The organism is Kocuria sp. CPCC 205297 (assembly GCF_040981035.1).
In the GTDB taxonomy this organism is placed as follows: Bacteria; Actinomycetota; Actinomycetes; order Actinomycetales; family Micrococcaceae; genus Kocuria; species Kocuria marina.
In genome coordinates, this window is record NZ_JAVKPY010000007.1 from 116515 (window position 1) to 135951 (window position 19437).

The following is a 19437-nucleotide window of genomic DNA, read 5'->3' on the forward strand; positions in this document are numbered from 1 at the left end:
CGCGCCAAGTCGGCCCAGGTCCGAGGCAAGCGCTTCGTCCACGTCGACTGCACGGAGTATTCCCGGCCCATCCTCGAACGGACGGGCCTGACGCCGACCACTTCGGTCACCGCCGCGACGTGGCGCCGAGGCTGATGACAGGGCAATTCGTCGAGCCCGAGCGGTTGTTGGGGCCGATCAAGGGCCAGCTATTTTGTGCGGTTGACGTAGTCGAGGAATGCGAAGTGGAGCAAAAGCAGCATCACCCCCCGCGAATCGACATTTGCTCAGCTAAAGCAGGGGGTCAGCCGCTCGTCCGAGGATCCCGGGCTGAGGCGCCAGTCACGACCCAAGAAACGCAGGAGGGTGGCAGCCGTCCGTCCAGACGGCTGCCACCCTCCTGAAGGAACCCGTGCCTACCGGGCCGCCACCTTCGCGAACGGGTAGTCCACGTACCCCTTGGGTCCGCCCACGTAAAAGGTCGTGGGATCCGGGGTGTTCAGCTCCAGCCCGTCACGCCAGCGCTCCACCAGGTCCGGGTTGGCGATGAGCTCACGGCCCACCACCACGCCGTCCGCGAGATCGGCGCTCATGATGTGCTCCGCCTCCTCAAGTTCGGTGACCACGCTGAAGCCGCTGTTGAGGTAGAACACACCCTCGAAGTCACGGCGCAAGTCCCGCACGAACTCCCCGTCCACGTCCTTGTGCAGCACCGACAGGTACGCGAGGTCGAGTCCGCGCAGACCGGTGAGCAACGCGTCATAGGTGGCCACGACGTCGTCGTGGTCGTCCTCGATCGCGCCCTGGACGTTGTGCTCGGGCGAGATCCGCAGCCCCACGCGCTGCCCGCCGATCTCCTCGGCGACGGCGCGCACCACCTCGATCACGAACCGTGCCCGGTTCTGCGGGGAACCACCGTACTCGTCGGTGCGGTGGTTGGAGGACGGGGCGAGGAACTCGTGGAGGATGTAGCCGTTGGCGCCGTGGATCTCCACGCCGTCGATCCCGGCGTCCACCGCGCGGCGGGCGGCGGCGACGAACTCCTGCTTGATGCGGGGCAGCTCGTCGGTCTCCAGGGCACGGGGCGTGGGCATGGGCTGCTTGCCGCTGGGCACGTGCACCGTCTGGTCCACACCGATCGCACTGGGGGCCTCGGGCAGGGGGCCGCCGGTGAGTTCGGGGTGGGAGACCCGCCCGGCGTTCATGATCTGCAGGAAGATCACGCCGCCCTTCTCGTGTACGGCGTCCGCCACCCGGGACCAGCCCTGGGCCTGCTCGGCGGTCTCGATGCCGGCCTGACCCCAGAACCCGCGGCTCGTCACGGCCGGGAACGTGCCCTCCGTGACCACGAGGCCCGCGGACGCCCGCTGCGAGTAGTACTCGACGTTCATGTCCTTGGGTACACCGTCCGCGTCGGAACGCATCCGGGTCAGCGGCGCCATGGCCACACGATTGGCGAGCTCGAACTTTCCTACGGTGATCGGGTCGAACAGGGTGGGCATATGTTTTCCTTCGTCGAAAGCTGTTGGTACTTAGTCAGTACGCACAACATCCTTCCCCCGCACACCATTCCCGAGGAAGGCTTTCAGAAGGGTCGCCGGAGGAGTTGCCGCAGCCCTTCTGCCCCTGGCCCACCAACGGGTTGTCGTACTGCAGCTTGTTCTGCAGCGGACCCAGGACGTTCTGTTCCTCACGTCCATTGCCCATGGGCATCTGCTGCGCCACGCCGACGAGCGCCTCGCACACGGAGTCGTAGACGTCCTCGTGGACGTAGAGGCGCGTGAGCGCGGCACACGTCTGGCCCGTGTTGATGAACGCACCCCAGAACAGGTCCCCGGCAATGGCCTGCGGGTCCACGTCCGGCAGCACCACACCGGCTTCGTTGCCCCCGAGCTCGAGGGTCAGTCGTGCGAGCCCGTCCGCGGCCGAGCGCATGATCGCCTGGCCGGTCTTGGTGGAGCCGGTGAACATGATCTTCTCCACACCGTCGTGTTCGGACAGCGCCTTGCCCACCTCGCCGCCGCCGGGCACCACGTGCAGGACGTCCGCCGGGAGCACCTGGTTGAGCACGTGGATCAGGCCCAGCACGGACAGCGGGGTGTACTCGGAGGGCTTGACCACCACGGTGTTGCCCATGCGCAGCGACGCCGCGACCTGCCCCACCGTGATCATCATGGGCCAGTTCCACGGCCCGATCGCCCCCCCCCACGACGCCCAGCGGGACGTAATGCAGTTCGGCCCGCCCGGACTCGTCGTCCACGAGCACCTCGGCGAGCACCTCCGCGTTCGCCTCCACGGCGTCCGCGGCGCGGTGCAGGTACTCCGAGCGCTTCGCGTGCCCCAGCCCCGCCCATTCGGGTTGGGCCGCGCGGGCGGCGGCCACGGCGTCGTCGAGCTCGGCGACCGCGCACTCGTGGACGGAACCCACCACCTCACCGGTAGCCGGGTCCAGGATCTCGCGCCCTGACGGGTCGGTGACGGCGGCGAACAGGTCTTGGTAGGTGCTCACGGTGGCTTCTCGTGGCTGGGTCGGTTTGGCGCCGGTACGCGCGCAGCTGCCCCCATTGTGTCCCAGATCACCCCCCGGTGGCTTGTGCAGGCGTGCAGTGCGGTTGGCGTTGCATGCCGGGGACGACGACGCCGCACGCTGCCTGCGCGCACACCCGCGCCTCGACAGCCAGGCGCACGGCACGGATGTGCGAGGCCACCGTGAAGTCCTGTGCCGCGAAACGGGTGTGCACCTGGCGGACGGAGACGTAGAGGGCCCGGGCCACGGACCCCGGGGACAGCTCGGGATCATCGAGGTGGCCGGCGATGTACGCCATGGCCTGCTGCACCAGCAGGTCGCTGGCGTTCTCCTCCGCGGGCTCCACGACCTCGGCGGAGAGCACACTAACCAGCATGTCCAGCGCGGAGCGGATACTTCAGGGGCATGTTCCAGCGGTAGGCGACGTACACGATGAACAGGATCACGGAAGCTACCGTGACCACGTACACCCAGCCCAGATTGATGGCGAGCCACTGCACCAGGCCGAGCATGGCCTTGTCCGCCCGCACGGGGGCCAAGATGGTCCACACGGAGAAGGCACGATGATGGCACCGGACACGATCATGACCCGCCAGTTCACGCGCGTCTCGCCGCAGCAGGAGAGATCTGCGTATCCGCGACTGAGATCCATGGGTTCCTCGGGCCCGGGGTGAATGGCTCCGACCTGGGGGTGCTCCCGCTCTAGGCCAGCCCCAGCATCGCCCGGGCGATCAGGAAGTAGACCACGAGCCCAGCGGCATCCACGAACGTGGAGATGAACGGGTTGGAGAACACGGCCGGGTCCGCCCCGATGGCGCGTGCGATCAATGGCATACATCCCCCCACGGTGGCGGCTAACGTGCACAGGGCCAGCAGTGTCAGCCCGATCACCGCGCCGATGTCCCACCCGTAGATCAACCCCACGATCACGAATCCCAGTCCGCCCAACAACAGCCCCAAACACAGTCCCACGCGCATCTCGCGCAGCATGACCTTGACGACGTCCCGGGTGTGCACGTCCCCCAGGGCGAGCGCGCGGGTCAGGGATGTCGCCGCCTGGTTACCCGTGTTGCCGCCGGTGCCCGTGAGCAGCGGGATGAACACGGACAGCACCACGAGCTGTTCCAGGGTGGACTCGAACGTCTCCAACACCCGTACGGTGAGCACGGCGCTGACCGCGAGCACCAACAACCACACCACGCGCGAGCGCACGAGCCGGAACACGGGGGTGGACAGGTACGGCCTGCGCAACGGCTCGGAACCGCTGAGCCGCGCCTGGTCCTCGGACTCGGCGTCCTCGAGAATGTTCAGGGCGTCGTCCACGGTGAGCACGCCCACCAGGCGGTCCTCGTCGTCCACGACGGGCAGGCTAAGCACCCGCAGGGCCGCGCACTGGCGCGCCGCCCGCTCCCGGGGTTCCGTCGCGGACACCCGGTCCGCCTGCTCCATGACCTGTGAGACGAGGGTGTCCGGAGGGGCTGCCATGAGTCGCTGCAGGCTGGTCACGCCCAGGAGCCGCCGCTGCGGATCCGTGACCATGACCGTGTACACATTGCGGGTGCGTTCCAGTTCCCCGCGCACCCGTTCCAGACTCTCGGCGCACGTCAGGTCGGGGTGGGTCGTGACGTACGAGGGGTTCATCCGCCGCCCGATCGAGTTCTCCGGGTAGCCGAGCACCGCCGCGGTGAGCTCGCGCTCGGAGGGCGGCAATCCCTTCAACAGCCGGGTGGCCAGGGCCGCAGGCAGTTCGTCCAGCAGACTCACGCGATCGTCGGTGTCCAGGGACTCGACGACGCCCGCGACCTCCTCGTCCCGCAGACCCGTGACGAGTTCGCGCTGCAGCGGCGCGTCGAGACGTTCGAACACGGTCACCGCGCGGTCCTTGGCCAGCATCCGGTAGGCGACGGCGCGCTGGCGCACTCCCAGCCGCTCCAACAGGTCCACGACCTCCCCCACCGTGAACTCCGCGAGCAAGCGTGCCACCTCCGGCAGGTCCTGGCTCCCGATGGCCGATTCGACGGCGCGGAAGGGCCGTTGGACCTTGACTTCGTGGACACGGCTCACGTGCCACCCCTTCCTGGTCATTGGACGGCACCGACGGGACGCGGGAGCCGTTGCCAGCCTGTCAGAAATCGGACGCGCCCGCCCAGTGGTGGCCGCACTCTAGAGTGTTCTCGTATCGCCCCACCCCGCACCCGGGAGTGGTCCTCCAGGCCCGGCCAGGCCCCGCACCGAAGGGTGACCGTGTACGCAGACCCCACCGACATGACCGCCATCCGTGAACTCCTGCACGAGATCCTGCGCAACGATCCCGCTCCCCTGCACCTGGGCATGGACCTCGGTGAGATCGAACAGGGCCGAGTGACCATGTCCATGACCGTGTCCGACTTCATGGCCAACGGCCACGGTGTCTGCCACGGCGGATACCTGTTCACCCTGGCGGACACCACGCTCGCGTACTGCTGCGCGACCGCCGGCTCCCCCATCCTCACGCGCAACGCCGAGATCACGTTCACGGCTCCCGCGCACAGCGGCCAGGTGATCACCGCGATCGCCACGCGCCGGGTGAGCTTCGGCAGGAATCAGATCTGCGACGTCGTCCTGGAGGCCGACGGGCGCGTGATCGCCTACTTCACGGGGCAGGGCACCACCCCGCCGCAGCCCAAAGGTACGGTGAAGTGACGGGCCGAACACTGTAACGCCCACCGCTGGAAGTTCTCGGGCACGCCGAGGCCACGTTCGACCCCGTGAGGTAGCCTCGGCGTGCCTCAGACTTTGGTGCGGGCTCGCGAATGACGCGCGGATGCGGCGTCGGCACTGGAACGCCGCGCCGTCACCGCATGACAGACCGGAACGGCGCTACACCCGCCCCCTGTGCACGATGCGACCGTCGCGGTTCACGCGCTCCTGGCCCAAATTATTGATGTGCGAATTTCCGAGCTCCTACACGAACGCGGTCGAGGACGCCGCGATGAGGTCCAAGACTTGCCTCACGGCGCGGTCCCCGATCCCGTGGATCACCCCCCGCAGCCCACTGCTCAGGGCACGCCCAACCATGGCGGCCACGGCCGGAAGCGCGTGGTCAGCTCTTCTGCGGTGTGCAGCCGCTGGTAGGCGCCCACTTCCAGGGGGCCGCTGCTCATGCCGTGGACGGTGGTGATCCCCCACGCGGAGAAGTCGGCCAGGGCCACCCGCTTCCCGGCCAGCAGGTCGGCCGGGCCCGTCCATCAGGTGCTCGTCGTAGCCCACCCACGCACCCACTCCCCCGCCTCGGCTTCCTGTGCGGCCTCGCGGATCGCTTTGACGACGTCGCTCGCTCGCGGTGTCACGGACGGCCTGCAGTCCGCCTTCATGGCCAGGCAGACATATATCCCGGGATGCCCGTGGGACTCGATGAACCCCGGCATGAGGTAACGCCCACCCGCATCCACGACGGGTGCACCCTCCGGGGTGCGGGCGCGCGCGATGGCCGAATAGCGGACCTTGACCGGGAACAACTGGGTCAGGACGGTGCACACGGGGGCGTACGGGATGGAGGCGAAGCCGAGTCCCAGGATCATGGCCACGGCGATCAGGGCGGTGCCCCGGGTATCCACGAGCCAGAAAATGGGGAAAGCCTCGAGCGCGGCGATCGCGTAGCCGACGGCCTCCACGATGGACGGGGAGGTCTTGTCCGCGAGGGCCACCACGGCGGCCACGATCATGGAGGACAGGATGGTGCCGGTGGGCGAACCCAGCTGCACCACCGCGCTGGAGAAACCGCGCTTGTGCTCAGGGGCGTTCTCCACGGCCAGCAGGGTGGCGCCGCCCCATTCGTCGCCGACCGCCATGCCCTGCAGGAACCGCAGGACGGCCAGCGCGGGGTCCTCGCCACCGAAGAACAAGGGCGCGAAGACGATGGACGCGGTGGCGCCGAACAGGAAGAAGTCGTACCACTCGGGGGACGTGCCCACATAGGCGCCGATCAGCGCTTTGCAGGCCTTGCGGGGGTCGTGTTCTCGGGCCGCGGGATGCCCCGTGGGACCTTCGGTCGTGCTGGACATGACAACCTCTGGATCAAGGAAGTGGTGCCGTTGCCCCGGGACCCGCTCATACGAGCACCCGGAACAGTGGCCGCGATTATTTATGTGACCAGGGTCCTACACCGGAGTTTTCCGGCGGGTTCAAGACTGGAAGGGGTCCGTCCGAAATTCGCTGCCGCGAGACGGTTGTCGCGTCCCGTGGCAAGTGGTCGAATGAACGCATGAGTGAAAACAGCATCTGGGATGCCCTGGAATCCGCACGCGACAAGGCCAAGGAACGGGAGCAGGAGGAGATGCAGCGCGTCGAGGACGCGGACAACCACGAGCAGCAACGCGCCGCCAGCTCCCGCATGGCAGCGCGCCAAGCCGTGCGCGAGACGCTCGACGACATTCTCGCGCAGCGGGAGGGGTGAGGGGTTCACGGAGGGGGTGAGCCCCCTCCGGCAACCTCGTGCGGCTCGGGGAACGGTTCCGTTCCCCGAGCCGCCGCGCCATCTGATAGTGATGCTGGGGACGCACATCGACCGAGGAGTCCCCACGAGCACGCATCACTTCATCCGAGCACGGCTGCCGTGGGTGGTGGCCGGGATCATCCTCGTGGCGCTGAGCTTGCGCGGGCCGATCATCGCGCCCACGCCCGTGATCACGAACATCCAGGCGGACATCGGCCTCTCGTCGGTCGCGGCGGGGCTGCTCACGGGACTCCCGGTGTTCCTCTTCGCCGTGGTCACCCCGGCGGCCTCCACGGTCATCCGACGTGCGGGCCCCGAGGCCGCCGTCCTGCTCAGCCTCGTCGGTGTCCTAGTGGGCACCATCATCCGTTCCCTCGGCTCCACGCCCCTGCTGTTGGTGGGCACCGTGGTCATCGGGGCGTCGATCACGATCGGCAACATCGTGATCCCGGTCATCATCCGCCGCGACGTCCCCTGGCGCCAGGTCTTCGTGGTCACCGCCGCCTACTCCGCGGCCCTCAACGTGGGGTCCATGATCACCGCGCTCGGCACCGCGCCGCTCGCCGCCGCCCTAGGGTGGCGCTGGGCCATCACGGCCTGGGGCGTCCTGGCGCTCGCCGGCATCGGCTACTGGCTCCTGCTTTCACGACGCCGCTCCGGCAGCCCCGGCGACGACGCCGCCTCAGCCGCCCACACGCCGTCGTCCCCCGACGCCCCCGGCCGCGGCGCGGCCCCCAACCCCCACGCGCCGTCGGCCCCCGAAACCTCAGAGGCCCCCGCGGAGATGCTGCCGCCAGCGGAACCCGACACCGCTCACGCGACGGGCGTGTGCGGCGCATCGGCTGGTTGCTCGCGCTGGCGTTCTGCGGGCAGGCCATGGCCTACTACTCGGTGACGGCGTGGCTACCCGCGCTGCTCGCGGACACGCGGGGGTTGAGCTTGGCGAGTTCCGGGGCCTCGGCGTCGCTGTTCCAGGTGGCCGCCGTCATCGGGGCGTTCGGCGTGCCCCTCCTGGCCGCACGGGCGCCCGCGTGGGTTCCGGTGGCACTGATCGGAGCGCTGTGGATCACCCTACCCATCGGCCTGATGCTCGCGCCGGGGTGGTTCATCGCGTGGTCGCTCATCGGCGGGGCGGCCCAGGGCGGCGGTTTCACGGCGATCTTCTCGATCGTCGCCCGCGTGGCCCGCTCCTCCGCCGAGGCGGCGCGGATGTCCGCGCGGGTGCAGGGCATCGGCTACCTCGCGGCCACGATCGGGCCACCCCTGGCCGGAGGTTTGAACACCGCGACCGGGGCGTGGACGGCGCCCCTGCTGTTGGTGCTCGCCGCGACCGTGGTGTTCACGGTGGGCGGGGTGTTGGCGGCGTTCAGTGCGCGGTCGTGAACACCACGACATGACAGCGCGCGTTCCACGGCAGTTGATGTTACGGATACAGGACTGGGGCCCACTCACGAATGAGTGGGCCCCAGCCATCACGTCCTGGATCTAGAACCTACGGAACGAGGTCTCAGCGACCCGGGTGGGTGGTGCCGTCCACGTTGATGGTCCCGGTGTCGCGCACGGTGCTGGTCCCGGTGTCGCGGCGACGATCCGTGGTGTGGTCGACGTGGCGATCGTTGTGGACGCTTCGCCGCCTCTCTCGGGCAACAGTGTGCTCTCTTTATATTCGGGAATAATCAAAGGCGAGTCCGAGAGCTTGATTCTCCTGGCCGGGGCCAGCCGGAACACCGGCGCGTACTGCATCACCCAGGTGAAGCGGCGATTTCCTTAAATTTTCCCGGATACACGCGGGCGAAGAGGATGAATCGGGAATAAATATACGATTTGGTCCTCGCGCCCCCAGCACCGATGATCGAGGAATGCAGAGGGCATTCCCCTACCCCCTCCGCAACCTCACCCGCCCCGGACCAGCGCGCCCCCTTCCCCGGGTAGTTTCAAGATCAGTCACCCCGGGAGGAGCTCACATGTCCCAGCGCATCGCCATCATCGGCGCGGGAATCGGCGGTCTGACCCTTGCCATCGATCTGCAGCGCAAGGGGTTGGACGTCCGGATCTACGAACAGACCGCTGTCCTGCGGGAGGTCGGCGCCGCCGTCCCCCACCACGGCCAGGGCGCGAGTCCCTGATCCGGTCCCACGCCGTAGCGAGAGCCGCCGTCCCCCACCACGGCCAGGGCGCGAACCAGTCCATCGAGGACGCGATCGTCCTATCCGACCTACTCTCCAGCACGACCGACTGGGACCATGCGCGTGCCGAGTACGAGCGGCGTCGTCGTTTCCGCACCCGCACGATCGTGGACGCGTCCGTCACCGTGGGTGAAATGCTTCACCTGCCCGACGGCGCTCGCGCCCGGGAACGCAACACTCGCCTGGCCTCGCCGGACGCCTTCGACCGGGACCTGGACTGGATCCATTCGTTCCGTGCCGATGAGCAGGCCCCGGAAGCCCCGGCCGTGGGTGGGTGATCAGGAAGGGCGTCGCGCCCAGCGCGGCGCCCGCTCCGGCCGCGGTCCTACGCCCACCGCCAACGCCGGGAACGCACTGAGCCACGGCACCCGCCGCACGACCTTCACGACCCACGACGGCGGCCGCAGGTCCCTGCCCCGGATCGCCGGCATGATCAGTGCCGCGTGCAGGATTCGCTGCATGCCCTGGATGACCACCGTGGGCACCATGCGGCGTCGCTGGATCCGCGCCAACCCACGCGCCTCCGCCCGCCCGGATGCACCGCCAGAACGCAGCAGCGGAGCCAGAATGCGGGCCGCAGCCACCGCGTCCTGCACCGCCAGATTGATCCCGACGCCGCCCACCGGCGACATCGCGTGTGCGGCGTCCCCGATGCACAGGACCCCCGGGGCGTACCAGCGGCGCAGCCGGTCCAGGCGCACGTCGAGGTGCTTCACGTCCGCCGTGGACCCGATCCCGGTCACCCCGGCGGCCGCCTCCGGGAAGAGCTGCGCGGCGTCGGCCCGGAAGGCGTCGAGACCGCGGGCGCGCACGGCGTCGTCGGCACCCTTGGGGCCCAGCTGCGCGACCTGGATGTAGCCGTCGCGCGGGATGCCGATAGCCACCCGCCCCCGGTTCGAGCGCGGCAGCAGCGACTCCCCCACGCGGCGCTCGGTGGGCAGGCGGTACCACCAGACGTCGAAGCCCACGGCGCGTTCCCGCGCCGGAAACCCTACGGCGCGGCGGATCACGGACCAGCGGCCGTCGCACGCGATCGTGAGATCAGCCGCCACCTGTCCGGTACCTTCCGGCGATTCGACGACAACGCCGCTCACCCGTCCCTTCTCCCACGTCACCCCGGTGACCTCGTGCTCCGTGCGCAGCGAGAACGTGGGCTCGGCGGCGGCCGCGTCCGCGAGCAGGTCCAGAAGATCCCACTGTGGGACCATGGCGATGTAGGGGTGGCGCACCGGCAACCGGGTGAAGTCCACCATGCGCACCGGGCGGCCCTCGGGGTCCGGGAGGTCCACGTGGGTGACCCTGGAATGCGGAATGGCCTCGAAACGATCGAAGAGACCGAGATCGTCGAGCAGGGCCAGAGTGGTGGGATGCACGGTGTCCCCGCGGAAGTCGCGGAGGAAGTCCGCGTGCTTCTCCAACACCGTGACCGCCACACCCGCTCGCGCCAGTAGGAGACCCAGCACCAGGCCGGCCGGACCGCCGCCGACGATGGCGCACGTGGTGCGAACGGTGGGCGGCTCCGCGGGCGTCGTCACCCCGCCAGCCCCTTCACGAATCCCCAGAACGTTTCCGCGCTCACGGTCAGATTGTGCGCGAAGGTCTCCAGGTCCTCACTCGAGTCCCGGCGGTAGTTCACGCAGAACTCGTAGCCGTCCGTATGGGTCGTGTACGTGACACCGAAGCCCTCGGGTGTGGTGGGCGCGAACGCGTAGCGCACGATCGGGTCCGGACCACCGATGGACGTGGTGGACAGGAAGTCGTGGCGCATGGCCGCGATCCCCGGGGAGTCGAAGAACTCGGACAGCTCCCCCGTCTTCCGGGCCATCATGGCGAGTCCCAACAGGTGGCGATCCACACCGCGGGCGTTCTTGCAGGCCTTGACCCAACCACGATGTGCGTCCAGGGCCTCCGTGAACAGCTCCTCGGTCGCCTCACCGGCGAGGAGGGCGCGGGCGAATGCGGTGGCCTGCGGGGTCACGGGGCGGAGGCACTCGGTGCGTCCCGCCTGGAACTCACGCATGTCCACCGATTCATATACACCGCGCGCCGTCCCGTACGTCGCAAGCTGGGCGAGCAACATGATGAATTGCTGAGCGGCGTCGTCGCTGATCTTGAACGGGAGTTCGGCGCGGTGCAGCCGCGGCACGAACACCCGGTGCACGCCCAGCAGCGCGGCCTCCGTGCGGTATTGGGCGACCCGCGCCACGAGTTCGTCACGCAACTGCGGCTCGAGCTCCCACGTGATCGCGGCGGGTTGCGGGGCGTCCGGCAGCGCGGCCTCGTCCGGGATCGTCACGTCCTGCATGGCTCCCGCGACGGCCAGGATCGTGGCCCCGTCCACGGTGCTGTGTTCCACGTGCATGGCCAGCCACGGATCCTCGAGGCACACCTCGTACGTGATCGGTTTGTAGGCCCACGCTTGTCCCACCTCGAACGCGCAGCGCTCCAGGTGCTCCACGACCTCGGCCCGTGCCCCCACGACATTGACCAGGAACACCATGCGGCTGATCCGGTCGTAGATCTCCGCGTTGTGCTCGTTCGAAGTCAACTTTTCCAACAGGGGCGCGGCCGTCTCACTGCCCAGGTAGGACAGCGCCCCGAACGGCAGCTCGGTCTCCCGCGGTTCGTCCCGCTCCACGACCGCGCGCAGCCCCGCGGCCACCGTGCGCAGCGGCAGCGGTTGCCGGTCCTGGGTACTGATCGTCAGCGCGTACAGCCGGCCGCGGTGGATCACGCCGATCTCCTCCGCTGCCTCGGCCGACCCCGACGACGCCGCTCGCTCCGGTCTGCGGATCTCGTCCCGTTCCGCGCGAGGATGCCGCACCCCGCCCGTGAGACATTCCCACTGGGACATACTCACGTCGTTACCGCGGGGGTCCACCCCCTGCGGGGTCTCCCCGCGCACCTGCCGTAGATGCACCCACGCCGCCCGGTAGACGAGTTCAGCCGCCCGGCCCAGCCCCGGGGCGCCGAAGTCCCCCGTGATCTGGAATCCCACGTTGGTGGTCAGCGGCAGGGGTGTGCGCACGCTCAGATATCCGTCCAGCCACTCCCGGGACAACCAACTGCGCCCCTCGGCGTCCTCCGCACGGGCGAACTCCTCGAGTGCCGCTTGTAACCGCGGGCCCTCCCCGGTCCGGAACGCTTCCGCATCACGCCGGGTCCGCTCGAGCGCCGCGCCGTCCACGAGGGGTTCGACGGCGCTCAGCATCCGCTGCAGCGTCTCTTCCAGCGGGGGCACGGGAAGGGGTTTGACACCCATGAGGCATCCTTTCGGTCGCGGGAACAGGAGGGTCGGGTCAAGGGGAGGGTCGGCACGACGGCGCCCGTGCGGATCCGCCGCGGTGTTCCATGGGGCCGAGGTCTACAGCTCCCCGTAGCGGGCCAGCGCGCGGGCCAGCCGCTGCACGCCCTCGTGGATTACGTCCGGGGCATGGGTCACGAAGGACAACCGCATGGTGGACTCGTCCGGGTCGTGCGCATAGAAGGAGGCACCCGGGACGAAGGCCACGCCTTCCTCCACCGCGAACGGTAGCAATCGGGCGGTGTCGATCCCGTGCCCCAGGCGGACCCACAGGAACATGCCTCCGTCCGGGCGGGTGATGTGAGCGTCCCGCGGGAGGACGGCCTCGAGTTCCGCGTACATGGCCCGCGCCCGCTCGGCGTAGACGGGACGTACGCGCTCGAGGTGCGCCTCGACGTCGGCGGTTGCAAGATACCGCGCCACGGCCAACTGGTCCGGCACGGGCGACTGCAGCCCGATCGCCTGCTTGGCCACAGTGAGCGTGAACTGGATGGGCCCCTCGGAGCGCATCCACCCGATCCGCACCCCCGGGGCGATGATCTTGGACACCGAGTTCAGCAGGATCGTCTGCGCGGACATCCCCGGAAGGGATGCGATGGGGGCCATGGGTTCGCCCGTGTAACACAGCTCGCCGTACGGGTCGTCTTCCACGAGCGCGGTGCCGGTGCGCAGTAGGACGTCCGCGACGGCGCGGCGTCGTTCCACGGGCATGCAGATCCCGGACGGGTTCTGGAAGGACGGGATCAGGTAGACGAAGGTGGGGTTGTGCTCGGCGATGAGCCGCTCGAGCTCCTCCGGCACCACGCCGTGCTCGTCCGTGGGGACGCCCACCATGTGCGCACCGTTGAGATCGAAGGCCTGCACAGCCGCCAGGTAGGTGGGCCGTTCCACGAGGATCACGTCCCCCGGGTTGACGAGCGCCTGGGCCACCACGAACAACCCCTCCTGAGAGCCCGTGGTCACCTGGACCTGGTCCGCAGTGGTGGGCAGGTGCCTGCTGACCCGACGCGCCGCTTGCTCGCGAAGTTCCAGCTCACCCTCGCTCGAGGCGTACTGCAGCGCGCGTGCGGGGTGATTCGCGAATACCCACTCGTAGGCGGCCTTGATGTCATCGACCTCGAAGTACGCGGGATCCGGGACACCACCGGCGAACGAGATCACACCCTCCTTGGACACCACCTCCAACAGGTCGCGCACGGGGGAGGAATCCACCCCGCGCAGACGGTCGGCAATACGGAACGAGAAGGGTTCGAGGGTGCTCATGCGGCCAGTATCCCACCGGCCCCGGAACGGTGAGGGGCCGGGATCACTCACCCAGGGGCGTGCACGCGCACCAGGCTCTCAGGAGGGCGAGCACGTGACGGTCGAACGCGGCGTCGGCGTCCGTGTCGGGGAGGACCGGACGGCTCATCTCGATGGCGATCCATCCATGGACGCCCGCCCAGAGTGTGGCACCGATGACCTCCACGGGGAGGTCATGGAAGATCCCCTTGTCGATGGCCCCGCGGACCAGTCGGTACATGGGTTGCATGGCCGTGTTCGCGAATTCCGCGCGGCTGGATCCCCCGGTGGAACCGTCCCTGCGGGCGCCGATGCAGTCCCCCGCCTTGGCCAGGATCACGTTGTACAGCGCCGGGAACTCCAGGGCCCAGCGTCTGCCGGAGCGGGCGAGTGCGCGCATGTCCGCCACGGGTTCGCCGGTGCGCACGGCCATCTCGTGCGCGCTGAGGTAGCTCACGATCGCTTCCTCCCGCACGGCATCGATCAGGCCGTCCCTGCTGCCGAACATGGTGTAGATCGCGGTGGTGGAGCAGCCGTGCTTGGCGGCCAGTGGCCGGAGGGAAACGGACTCGACACCGCCGGCCAGGATCTGTTCGGCGGTGTTCTTGATCAGTGCTTTGCGAGTGATCTCGTCAAATTTTCGGGGTCGGGGCACACGTGCGATCGTACTGGTCAGAGCCTTGTTAGTGCATTAATTATCGAGAATTGTGGGCATCTTAGGGGACAACTGTATATCAGTTCGCGACCCCTCGAGGTGCCCCGTGATTCATCCCTCGTGAGCCGAACGACGATTGCGCCGGATCCGCTTGACGACCCACCACACCAGGAACAGGAGGACCGCGATCACCACGATGCGTGAGAACACCCCGGCGTACTGTTCCGCGATGTGCCAGTTCTCCCCCAGGAAGTACCCGGCGAGCACGAAAATGGTGTTCCAGATCAGGGACCCGGCCGCGCTGAGCACCACGAACAGCCCGAACGACATCCGCTCGATCCCCGCGGGAACGGAGATCAGGGATCTGAAGATGGGGATCATCCTCCCGAAGAACACGGCGGCCTTGCCGTGGCGGTCGAACCACTCCTCGGTGCGATCCAGGTCATGCAGATCCACGAGCGGCATCTTGTCCACGATCACGCGCAGGCGGCGTCGTCCCAGTGCGGCGCCGATCCAGTACAGCGCGATCGCGCCCACGACCGACCCCAGCGTGGTCCAGAAGATGGCCCCGCCCAGGCTGAAATTGCCCTGGCTGGCCGTGAAACCGGCGAGCGGGAGGATCACCTCGGACGGCAGCGGCGGGAACAGGTTCTCCAGGGCCACGAGCAGTCCGGCGCCGGGAGCGCCGATGGCTTCCATGACGTCCACCACCCACCCGGCGATACCGGAGAGCTGAGCACTCTCGTCGGCTGATGTGGCGGCCAGGATGGCAGGCAGGGACATGAAGGCGTTCTCCGCACGTGGTCGTCAGGGGTGTGTCCGCCATGCTACGGGAGGAATCTTGGGGTCCGCTTGGAGCTATCGGGGCGGTGCGCGATTGAATGGGGCCATGCGTCTGTGGTCAGTTCACCCGTCCCTGCTGGACCGTCGTGCTCTGGTGGCGTGCTGGCGGGAGGGTCTGCTCGCCCAGAAGGTCCTGCTCGGTCAGACCAAGGGCTACACGCGCCACCCCCAGCTACAGCGCTTCCGCGCCACGAGCGATCCGGTCCTGTCCGTGGCCACGTACCTGCACGGCGTCGCCGACGAGGCCGACCGCCGCGGCTACAACTTCGACCGCACTCGCCTGGCCCGGGAGGCGAGCACACAGCCCATCACGCTCACCGTGACCACCGGTCAGCTGCGCTACGAGTTCGAGTTCCTGCTGCGCAAGGTCCTCGACCGCGACCCAGAGTGGGCGCGATCCGCACTGGACGGCATCGATCCCCATGCCGCTCCTCACCACCCGTTGTTCGTCCCGGTTCCCGGGCCGGTCGCCGAGTGGGAGCGCGTGAAGTAACCGGTTCGGTCCACCGGCGGCCTCGCGGACCGGTGCGGTGGTATGGCGTGGGGCATCGCACAAGCAGCCCTGTGGCGTCCTCGTCGGGACCGGTTCGATGGTTTCGACGGTGAGGCGAGGGGCGACGCATAGCCGGCGCAGCGGCGTCGTCGTCCGGGCCACCGTCGTGTCCGAAATCCGCTAGCGCCCGGCGCCCGGGCGTGGGACCGTGGGACGCATGCCCCCTCAAGACTCCTCGTTCGACGAGCGCTACCGGGCTGTCGAGTCCCGGGACGGGCGCTTCGACGGGCAGTTCGTGACCGCGGTGCGCACCACCGGGATCTACTGCCGCCCGAGCTGCCCCGCGCGCACGCCCCACCGCGAGAACGTGCGCTTCTACCGCACGAGCGCGGCCGCCCACGCCGCCGGGTACCGCGCCTGCAAACGCTGTGTCCCGGAAGCCGTGCCGGGGTCCCCGGAGTGGGATCTGCGCGGGGACGTGGTGGGGCGCGCCATGCGGCTCATCACCGAGGGGGTCGTGGACCGCGAGGGCGTGCTGGGACTCGCGCGGCGCGTGGGATATTCCACGCGCCACCTCACCCGCGTGCTGACGGAGGAACTCGGCGCCGGACCGCTCGCGCTCGCCCGCGCCCACCGGGCCCAGACGGCGCGCGCCCTATTAACGCAGACGGACCTGCCGGTCGCGGAGACCGCGTTCGCCGCGGGATTCTCGAGCATCCGACAGTGCAACGAGGTGATCCGCGAGGTGTACGACATGACCCCGCAGCAATTGCGGGCGCGCAACACGAGCACCGGACCCTCGGGACACGGCGCGGGGAGTGAGCCGGGCGAGGTGGACCTCGCGTTGAGCTATCGCGAGCCCCTGGACGTGCGCGGGCTGTTCGTGTGGTTCGCGGTCCATGCGGTGGACGGCGTGGAGGTCGGGACCCCCACCTCCTACACCCGCGCGCTGAGCCTGCCCGGCGGCCCGGTCTGGCTGCGCGTGTACGAGCGCGCGGGGCGGTTGCGGTTGCGCACGCGGGTCACGGATCTCGCGGACCTGCCCGTGCTGATCGCCCGGGTGCGTCGGCTCTTCGACCTGGACGCCGATCCGGTGGCAGTGGCCGCCGCGCTGTCCCGCGTCCCGGTGTTGCGCCCGCTGGTCGAGGCCGCCCCGGGGCTGCGGGTCGCCGGTTCCGCGGACCCGCACGAGACGTTGATCCGCACGCTCATCGGTCAGCAGATCTCCCTGGCCGCGGCCCGCACCGTGTTGGGTGCCCGCGCGCGGGACATGGGAGAGCCCGCGCCCTCCTTCGCCACGGGCATCCGGTACATGTTCCCGACCGCAGCGGCCATCGCCGAGCACGGCGTCCAGTTCCTGGGCGGGCCGGCCGCGCGGGTCCGGGCGGTCCTGGGTGCTGCCCGCGCGCTCGCCTCGGGTGATTTGCAGTTGTCCCCCGGCGACGACGCCACTCAGCAACGCGCCGCGCTCCTCACCCTCCCCGGGGTGGGGCCATGGACCGCGGACCACGTGCGCATGCGGGTCACCGGGGACCCGGACGTGTTCCTGATCGACGACGGGGCCATGCGCGCCGGTGCCCGACGGCTCGGGCTCCCGGACACCAAACCCGCACTCGTGGACTGGGCAGGGGCCGCTGCCCCATGGCGCAGTTACGCCACCACCCATCTGTGGGGCCCGCTGACCCCTCCCGCATCCTTCTCGGAAAGTGTGCAGTCATGACATATATCGTTGAGAGCATTGACACCCCTGAGGGTTCCTTCACGGCAGTGGCCCGGGAGGACGGAACCGTCGTGGCCTCCGGATGGACACGCTCGACCGAGCAGCTGCTCGCGCGGATCCGCCCGGCCTTCCGTCCGGAGGAAGCGCAATCCGGTGACGTTCCCGCACTGGAGGCGGTCCGCGCGTTCTACGACGGCAACCTCGACTCCGTCATGACCGTGCCCGTGGACCTGCACGGTACCGAGGGCCAGCAGGCCGGGTGGGCCGCGCTGCGCCGCATCCGCCCCGGGTCCCCCCTGACCTACACCGAGTTCGCGCGGGAGCTCGGCAATCCCCGGGCCGTTCGGGCGGCGGCGTCGGTGTGCGCCCGCAATCCCGTGGCGCTGTTCGTTCCGTGCCACCGGGTGCTGCGTTCGGACGGTTCCATGGGTGGGTTCGCGTGGGGCGAGGCGATCAAGCGTGATCTGCTGCGGCGAGAGGCACGCTCCGCGGCATGACAGACTGGACGGGTGGAACGGGAGAACACCGAGCAACGCATGACCTGCAGCGTGGTCATCCCCGTTCGTAACGACTCTTCCTACCTGGAGCGCTGCCTCCGGGCCCTGCGTGAGCAGACCCGCACCCCGGACGAGATCGTCGTGGTGGACAACGGTTCCACCGATGATCTCTCGACAGTCCTGGACCGCCACCCCGAAGTACACCGAGTGTGGGAACCCGTCCCCGGAGTGGCCGTCTCCGCGGCCGCGGGCTACGACGCCGCCCGCGGGGACCTCATCCTGCGCTGTGACGCGGACAGCCTCCCCTCCCCCGGCTGGGTCGAGCGACACACCGCGGTGCTGTCACGGGCCCTGCGGGATCCGCAGGGGAAGGCCACCGTGGCGGTGTCCGGGATCGCGCGGTTCGGGCCGCGGTACGAGTTGGCCGGACGCATCCTGGGTGCAGCATACATCACGGCCTACCGCCTGGTGGCCGGCACGGCGCTGGGCCACTGGGCCTTATGGGGGTCCAACATGGCCTTCACCCGGGCGTGGTGGCAGCATGTCCGGGAAGAGGTGCACCGGGATCCACGGGTGCACGACGATTTCGACCTCAGCTTCCGCGTCCGTCGCGATCAGCGCGTGATCATGGACCCGGGCAATATCGCGATCGTGTCCTGGCGGGCCTTGGTCTCCCCCGCTCGGATCCGCCGGCAGCTGCGCATGGCCATGGCCACCGTGTTCCTCAACTGGCGCGGTGAACGACCGTGGGTGCGTATCCGGCGACGCGTTCTCTCCGGCCACCTGGGTCGTGGGGGCAGCCGATGACGTCCGAGCAGACGCACAGCGTGGGCGGCGTGGTCGCATCGGCCATGTGCTTCACGGCGATCATCGGGGCGGGTTACTACGCATTGGACGGGCGCCGGGTGGACATGGCCGTCCTACTGCTCGCGGGACTCGGACAGGTGATCGCGTTTCTGTGGTTCCGCACCCAGTACGCGCGGGCCGTGTGCTCGCTCATCATGCTCACCGCCGCCATGAGCGCGGCCGAACAGCTCTACAGCAGGATCTGGTGGTGGGACATCCTCATCCACTTCGTGACGCTGTACGCCCTGGTGTGGATGGTATGGAATCGCGTTCTGACCCACCACCCCCGGGTGCGGGGCCGGGTGCGCGATCGTCCCGCGATGCGGTTCACGTGGTGCGCGGTGGCCGGCTTCGTGATCGCTGTGGTGTGGGAGGTCATGGAACTGTTGGGGTTCCTGTTCGCGACACCGGACATCCACATCCCACCCCTGGACACGCTGGGGGACATCGTCATGGGGGTGCTGGGGGCTGCCTGCGTGGGCTTCCACAGGGAACCGCACTGAGCGTCGTCGTCCCCGGCGGGCCGCGAACGGTCGCGTGCGGTGAGTCCCGACCCCCCAAGTGCCGGGACTCATCGCACGCTTGCGGCGTCGGCGAACAGTATGGAGCCCCGCTGGGGAGCGGGGCGTTCG

21 protein-coding genes and 2 pseudogenes are annotated in these 19437 nt (G+C 69.0%); 11 read left to right on the plus strand and 12 right to left on the minus strand.

Going from position 1 to position 19437, the window contains the following annotated elements:
• Positions 1 to 395: 395 nt before the first annotated feature.
• The 5 genes and pseudogenes from RF650_RS08285 to mgtE all read right to left on the minus strand — a co-directional run bounded on the left by RF650_RS08285 (position 396) and on the right by mgtE (position 4570).
• On the minus strand, positions 396 to 1481 hold the full coding sequence (locus tag RF650_RS08285; protein WP_131333769.1) for an alkene reductase: 1086 nt from the start codon (positions 1479 to 1481) through the stop codon (positions 396 to 398).
• 142 nt (positions 1482 to 1623) lie between these two features.
• Positions 1624 to 2488, minus strand: a pseudogene (locus RF650_RS08290) (aldehyde dehydrogenase family protein); the annotation flags it as partial.
• 67 nt (positions 2489 to 2555) lie between these two features.
• Positions 2556 to 2882, minus strand: coding sequence for a hypothetical protein (locus tag RF650_RS08295; protein WP_368814628.1), 327 nt, complete (start codon positions 2880 to 2882; stop codon positions 2556 to 2558).
• Entirely contained in the window at positions 2872 to 3057 is a 186-nt protein-coding gene (locus RF650_RS08300; RefSeq protein ID WP_368814629.1) for a hypothetical protein, read from the minus strand. The genes RF650_RS08295 and RF650_RS08300 overlap by 11 nt, the downstream gene beginning before the upstream one ends.
• 151 nt (positions 3058 to 3208) lie before the next feature.
• Complete coding sequence (mgtE, locus tag RF650_RS08305; protein ID WP_368814630.1) at positions 3209 to 4570, minus strand: magnesium transporter; 1362 nt, start codon at positions 4568 to 4570, stop codon at positions 3209 to 3211.
• A 180-nt stretch (positions 4571 to 4750) separates the two neighbouring features.
• Between mgtE and RF650_RS08310 the strand changes: the two genes are divergently transcribed.
• Complete coding sequence (locus RF650_RS08310) at positions 4751 to 5188, plus strand: PaaI family thioesterase (RefSeq protein WP_064846888.1); 438 nt, start codon at positions 4751 to 4753, stop codon at positions 5186 to 5188.
• A gap of 356 nt (positions 5189 to 5544) precedes the next feature.
• On the opposite strand, the gene RF650_RS08315 is transcribed toward RF650_RS08310, so the two are convergent.
• Entirely contained in the window at positions 5545 to 5697 is a 153-nt protein-coding gene (locus tag RF650_RS08315) for a hypothetical protein (protein WP_165489830.1), read from the minus strand.
• Positions 5698 to 5733: 36 nt separating this feature from the next.
• Positions 5734 to 6549, minus strand: coding sequence for an MFS transporter (locus RF650_RS08320; RefSeq protein ID WP_368814631.1), 816 nt, complete (start codon positions 6547 to 6549; stop codon positions 5734 to 5736).
• Between the two features lie 200 nt (positions 6550 to 6749).
• On the opposite strand from RF650_RS08320, the gene RF650_RS08325 reads away from it, so the two are divergent.
• From RF650_RS08325 to RF650_RS08345, 5 genes and pseudogenes are all read left to right on the plus strand, one after another.
• A complete protein-coding gene (locus RF650_RS08325; RefSeq protein WP_368814632.1) occupies positions 6750 to 6941 on the plus strand; it encodes a hypothetical protein in 192 nt (63 codons plus the stop codon).
• Positions 6942 to 7032: 91 nt separating this feature from the next.
• Positions 7033 to 7566 (plus strand): annotated as a pseudogene (locus tag RF650_RS08330) (MFS transporter); the annotation flags it as partial.
• Positions 7557 to 8363, plus strand: coding sequence for a CynX/NimT family MFS transporter (locus RF650_RS08335; protein WP_368814633.1), 807 nt, complete (start codon positions 7557 to 7559; stop codon positions 8361 to 8363). The pseudogene RF650_RS08330 and the gene RF650_RS08335, both read left to right, overlap by 10 nt.
• A 581-nt stretch (positions 8364 to 8944) precedes the next feature.
• Complete coding sequence (locus tag RF650_RS08340; RefSeq protein WP_368814634.1) at positions 8945 to 9106, plus strand: NAD(P)-binding protein; 162 nt, start codon at positions 8945 to 8947, stop codon at positions 9104 to 9106.
• Between the two features lie 194 nt (positions 9107 to 9300).
• Positions 9301 to 9444 carry a hypothetical protein gene (locus RF650_RS08345; RefSeq protein ID WP_368814635.1) on the plus strand — a complete coding sequence of 48 codons (144 nt, stop codon included), beginning with the start codon at positions 9301 to 9303 and terminating at the stop codon, positions 9442 to 9444.
• Here the strand turns inward: RF650_RS08345 and RF650_RS08350 are convergent, their stop codons facing one another.
• The 5 genes from RF650_RS08350 to RF650_RS08370 form a co-directional block, all read right to left on the minus strand.
• The gene (locus RF650_RS08350; RefSeq protein ID WP_368814636.1) at positions 9445 to 10701 is read right to left on the minus strand and encodes an FAD-dependent oxidoreductase; all 1257 of its coding nucleotides are present in this window, start codon (positions 10699 to 10701) and stop codon (positions 9445 to 9447) included. It abuts the gene before it with no gap.
• Positions 10698 to 12428 (minus strand): choline/carnitine O-acyltransferase, encoded by a 1731-nt coding sequence (locus RF650_RS08355; protein ID WP_368814637.1) that lies wholly within the window; start codon positions 12426 to 12428, stop codon positions 10698 to 10700. The genes RF650_RS08350 and RF650_RS08355 overlap by 4 nt, the downstream gene beginning before the upstream one ends.
• A 102-nt stretch (positions 12429 to 12530) precedes the next feature.
• Entirely contained in the window at positions 12531 to 13733 is a 1203-nt protein-coding gene (locus RF650_RS08360; protein ID WP_131333777.1) for a PLP-dependent aminotransferase family protein, read from the minus strand.
• 43 nt (positions 13734 to 13776) lie between these two features.
• Positions 13777 to 14406 (minus strand): TetR/AcrR family transcriptional regulator, encoded by a 630-nt coding sequence (locus tag RF650_RS08365; protein WP_239321938.1) that lies wholly within the window; start codon positions 14404 to 14406, stop codon positions 13777 to 13779.
• A gap of 111 nt (positions 14407 to 14517) precedes the next feature.
• On the minus strand, positions 14518 to 15189 hold the full coding sequence (locus RF650_RS08370) for a DedA family protein (protein ID WP_035965656.1): 672 nt from the start codon (positions 15187 to 15189) through the stop codon (positions 14518 to 14520).
• Positions 15190 to 15295: 106 nt separating this feature from the next.
• Here RF650_RS08370 and RF650_RS08375 point away from each other — a divergent pair, with 106 nt between their 5' ends.
• The 5 genes from RF650_RS08375 to RF650_RS08395 all read left to right on the plus strand — a co-directional run bounded on the left by RF650_RS08375 (position 15296) and on the right by RF650_RS08395 (position 19308).
• Positions 15296 to 15742 carry a pyrimidine dimer DNA glycosylase/endonuclease V gene (locus RF650_RS08375; protein WP_035965658.1) on the plus strand — a complete coding sequence of 149 codons (447 nt, stop codon included), beginning with the start codon at positions 15296 to 15298 and terminating at the stop codon, positions 15740 to 15742.
• 217 nt (positions 15743 to 15959) lie between these two features.
• Positions 15960 to 17462 carry a DNA-3-methyladenine glycosylase 2 family protein gene (locus tag RF650_RS08380; protein WP_368814638.1) on the plus strand — a complete coding sequence of 501 codons (1503 nt, stop codon included), beginning with the start codon at positions 15960 to 15962 and terminating at the stop codon, positions 17460 to 17462.
• The gene (locus RF650_RS08385) at positions 17459 to 17959 is read left to right on the plus strand and encodes a methylated-DNA--[protein]-cysteine S-methyltransferase (protein ID WP_368814639.1); all 501 of its coding nucleotides are present in this window, start codon (positions 17459 to 17461) and stop codon (positions 17957 to 17959) included. The genes RF650_RS08380 and RF650_RS08385 overlap by 4 nt, the downstream gene beginning before the upstream one ends.
• 12 nt (positions 17960 to 17971) lie before the next feature.
• Positions 17972 to 18766, plus strand: a complete 795-nt coding sequence (locus tag RF650_RS08390; RefSeq protein WP_368814640.1) for a glycosyltransferase family A protein — start codon at positions 17972 to 17974, stop codon at positions 18764 to 18766.
• Entirely contained in the window at positions 18763 to 19308 is a 546-nt protein-coding gene (locus RF650_RS08395; RefSeq protein WP_311254154.1) for a hypothetical protein, read from the plus strand. Before RF650_RS08390 ends, RF650_RS08395 begins: the two co-directional genes overlap by 4 nt.
• The last annotated feature ends 129 nt before the right edge of the window (positions 19309 to 19437 follow it).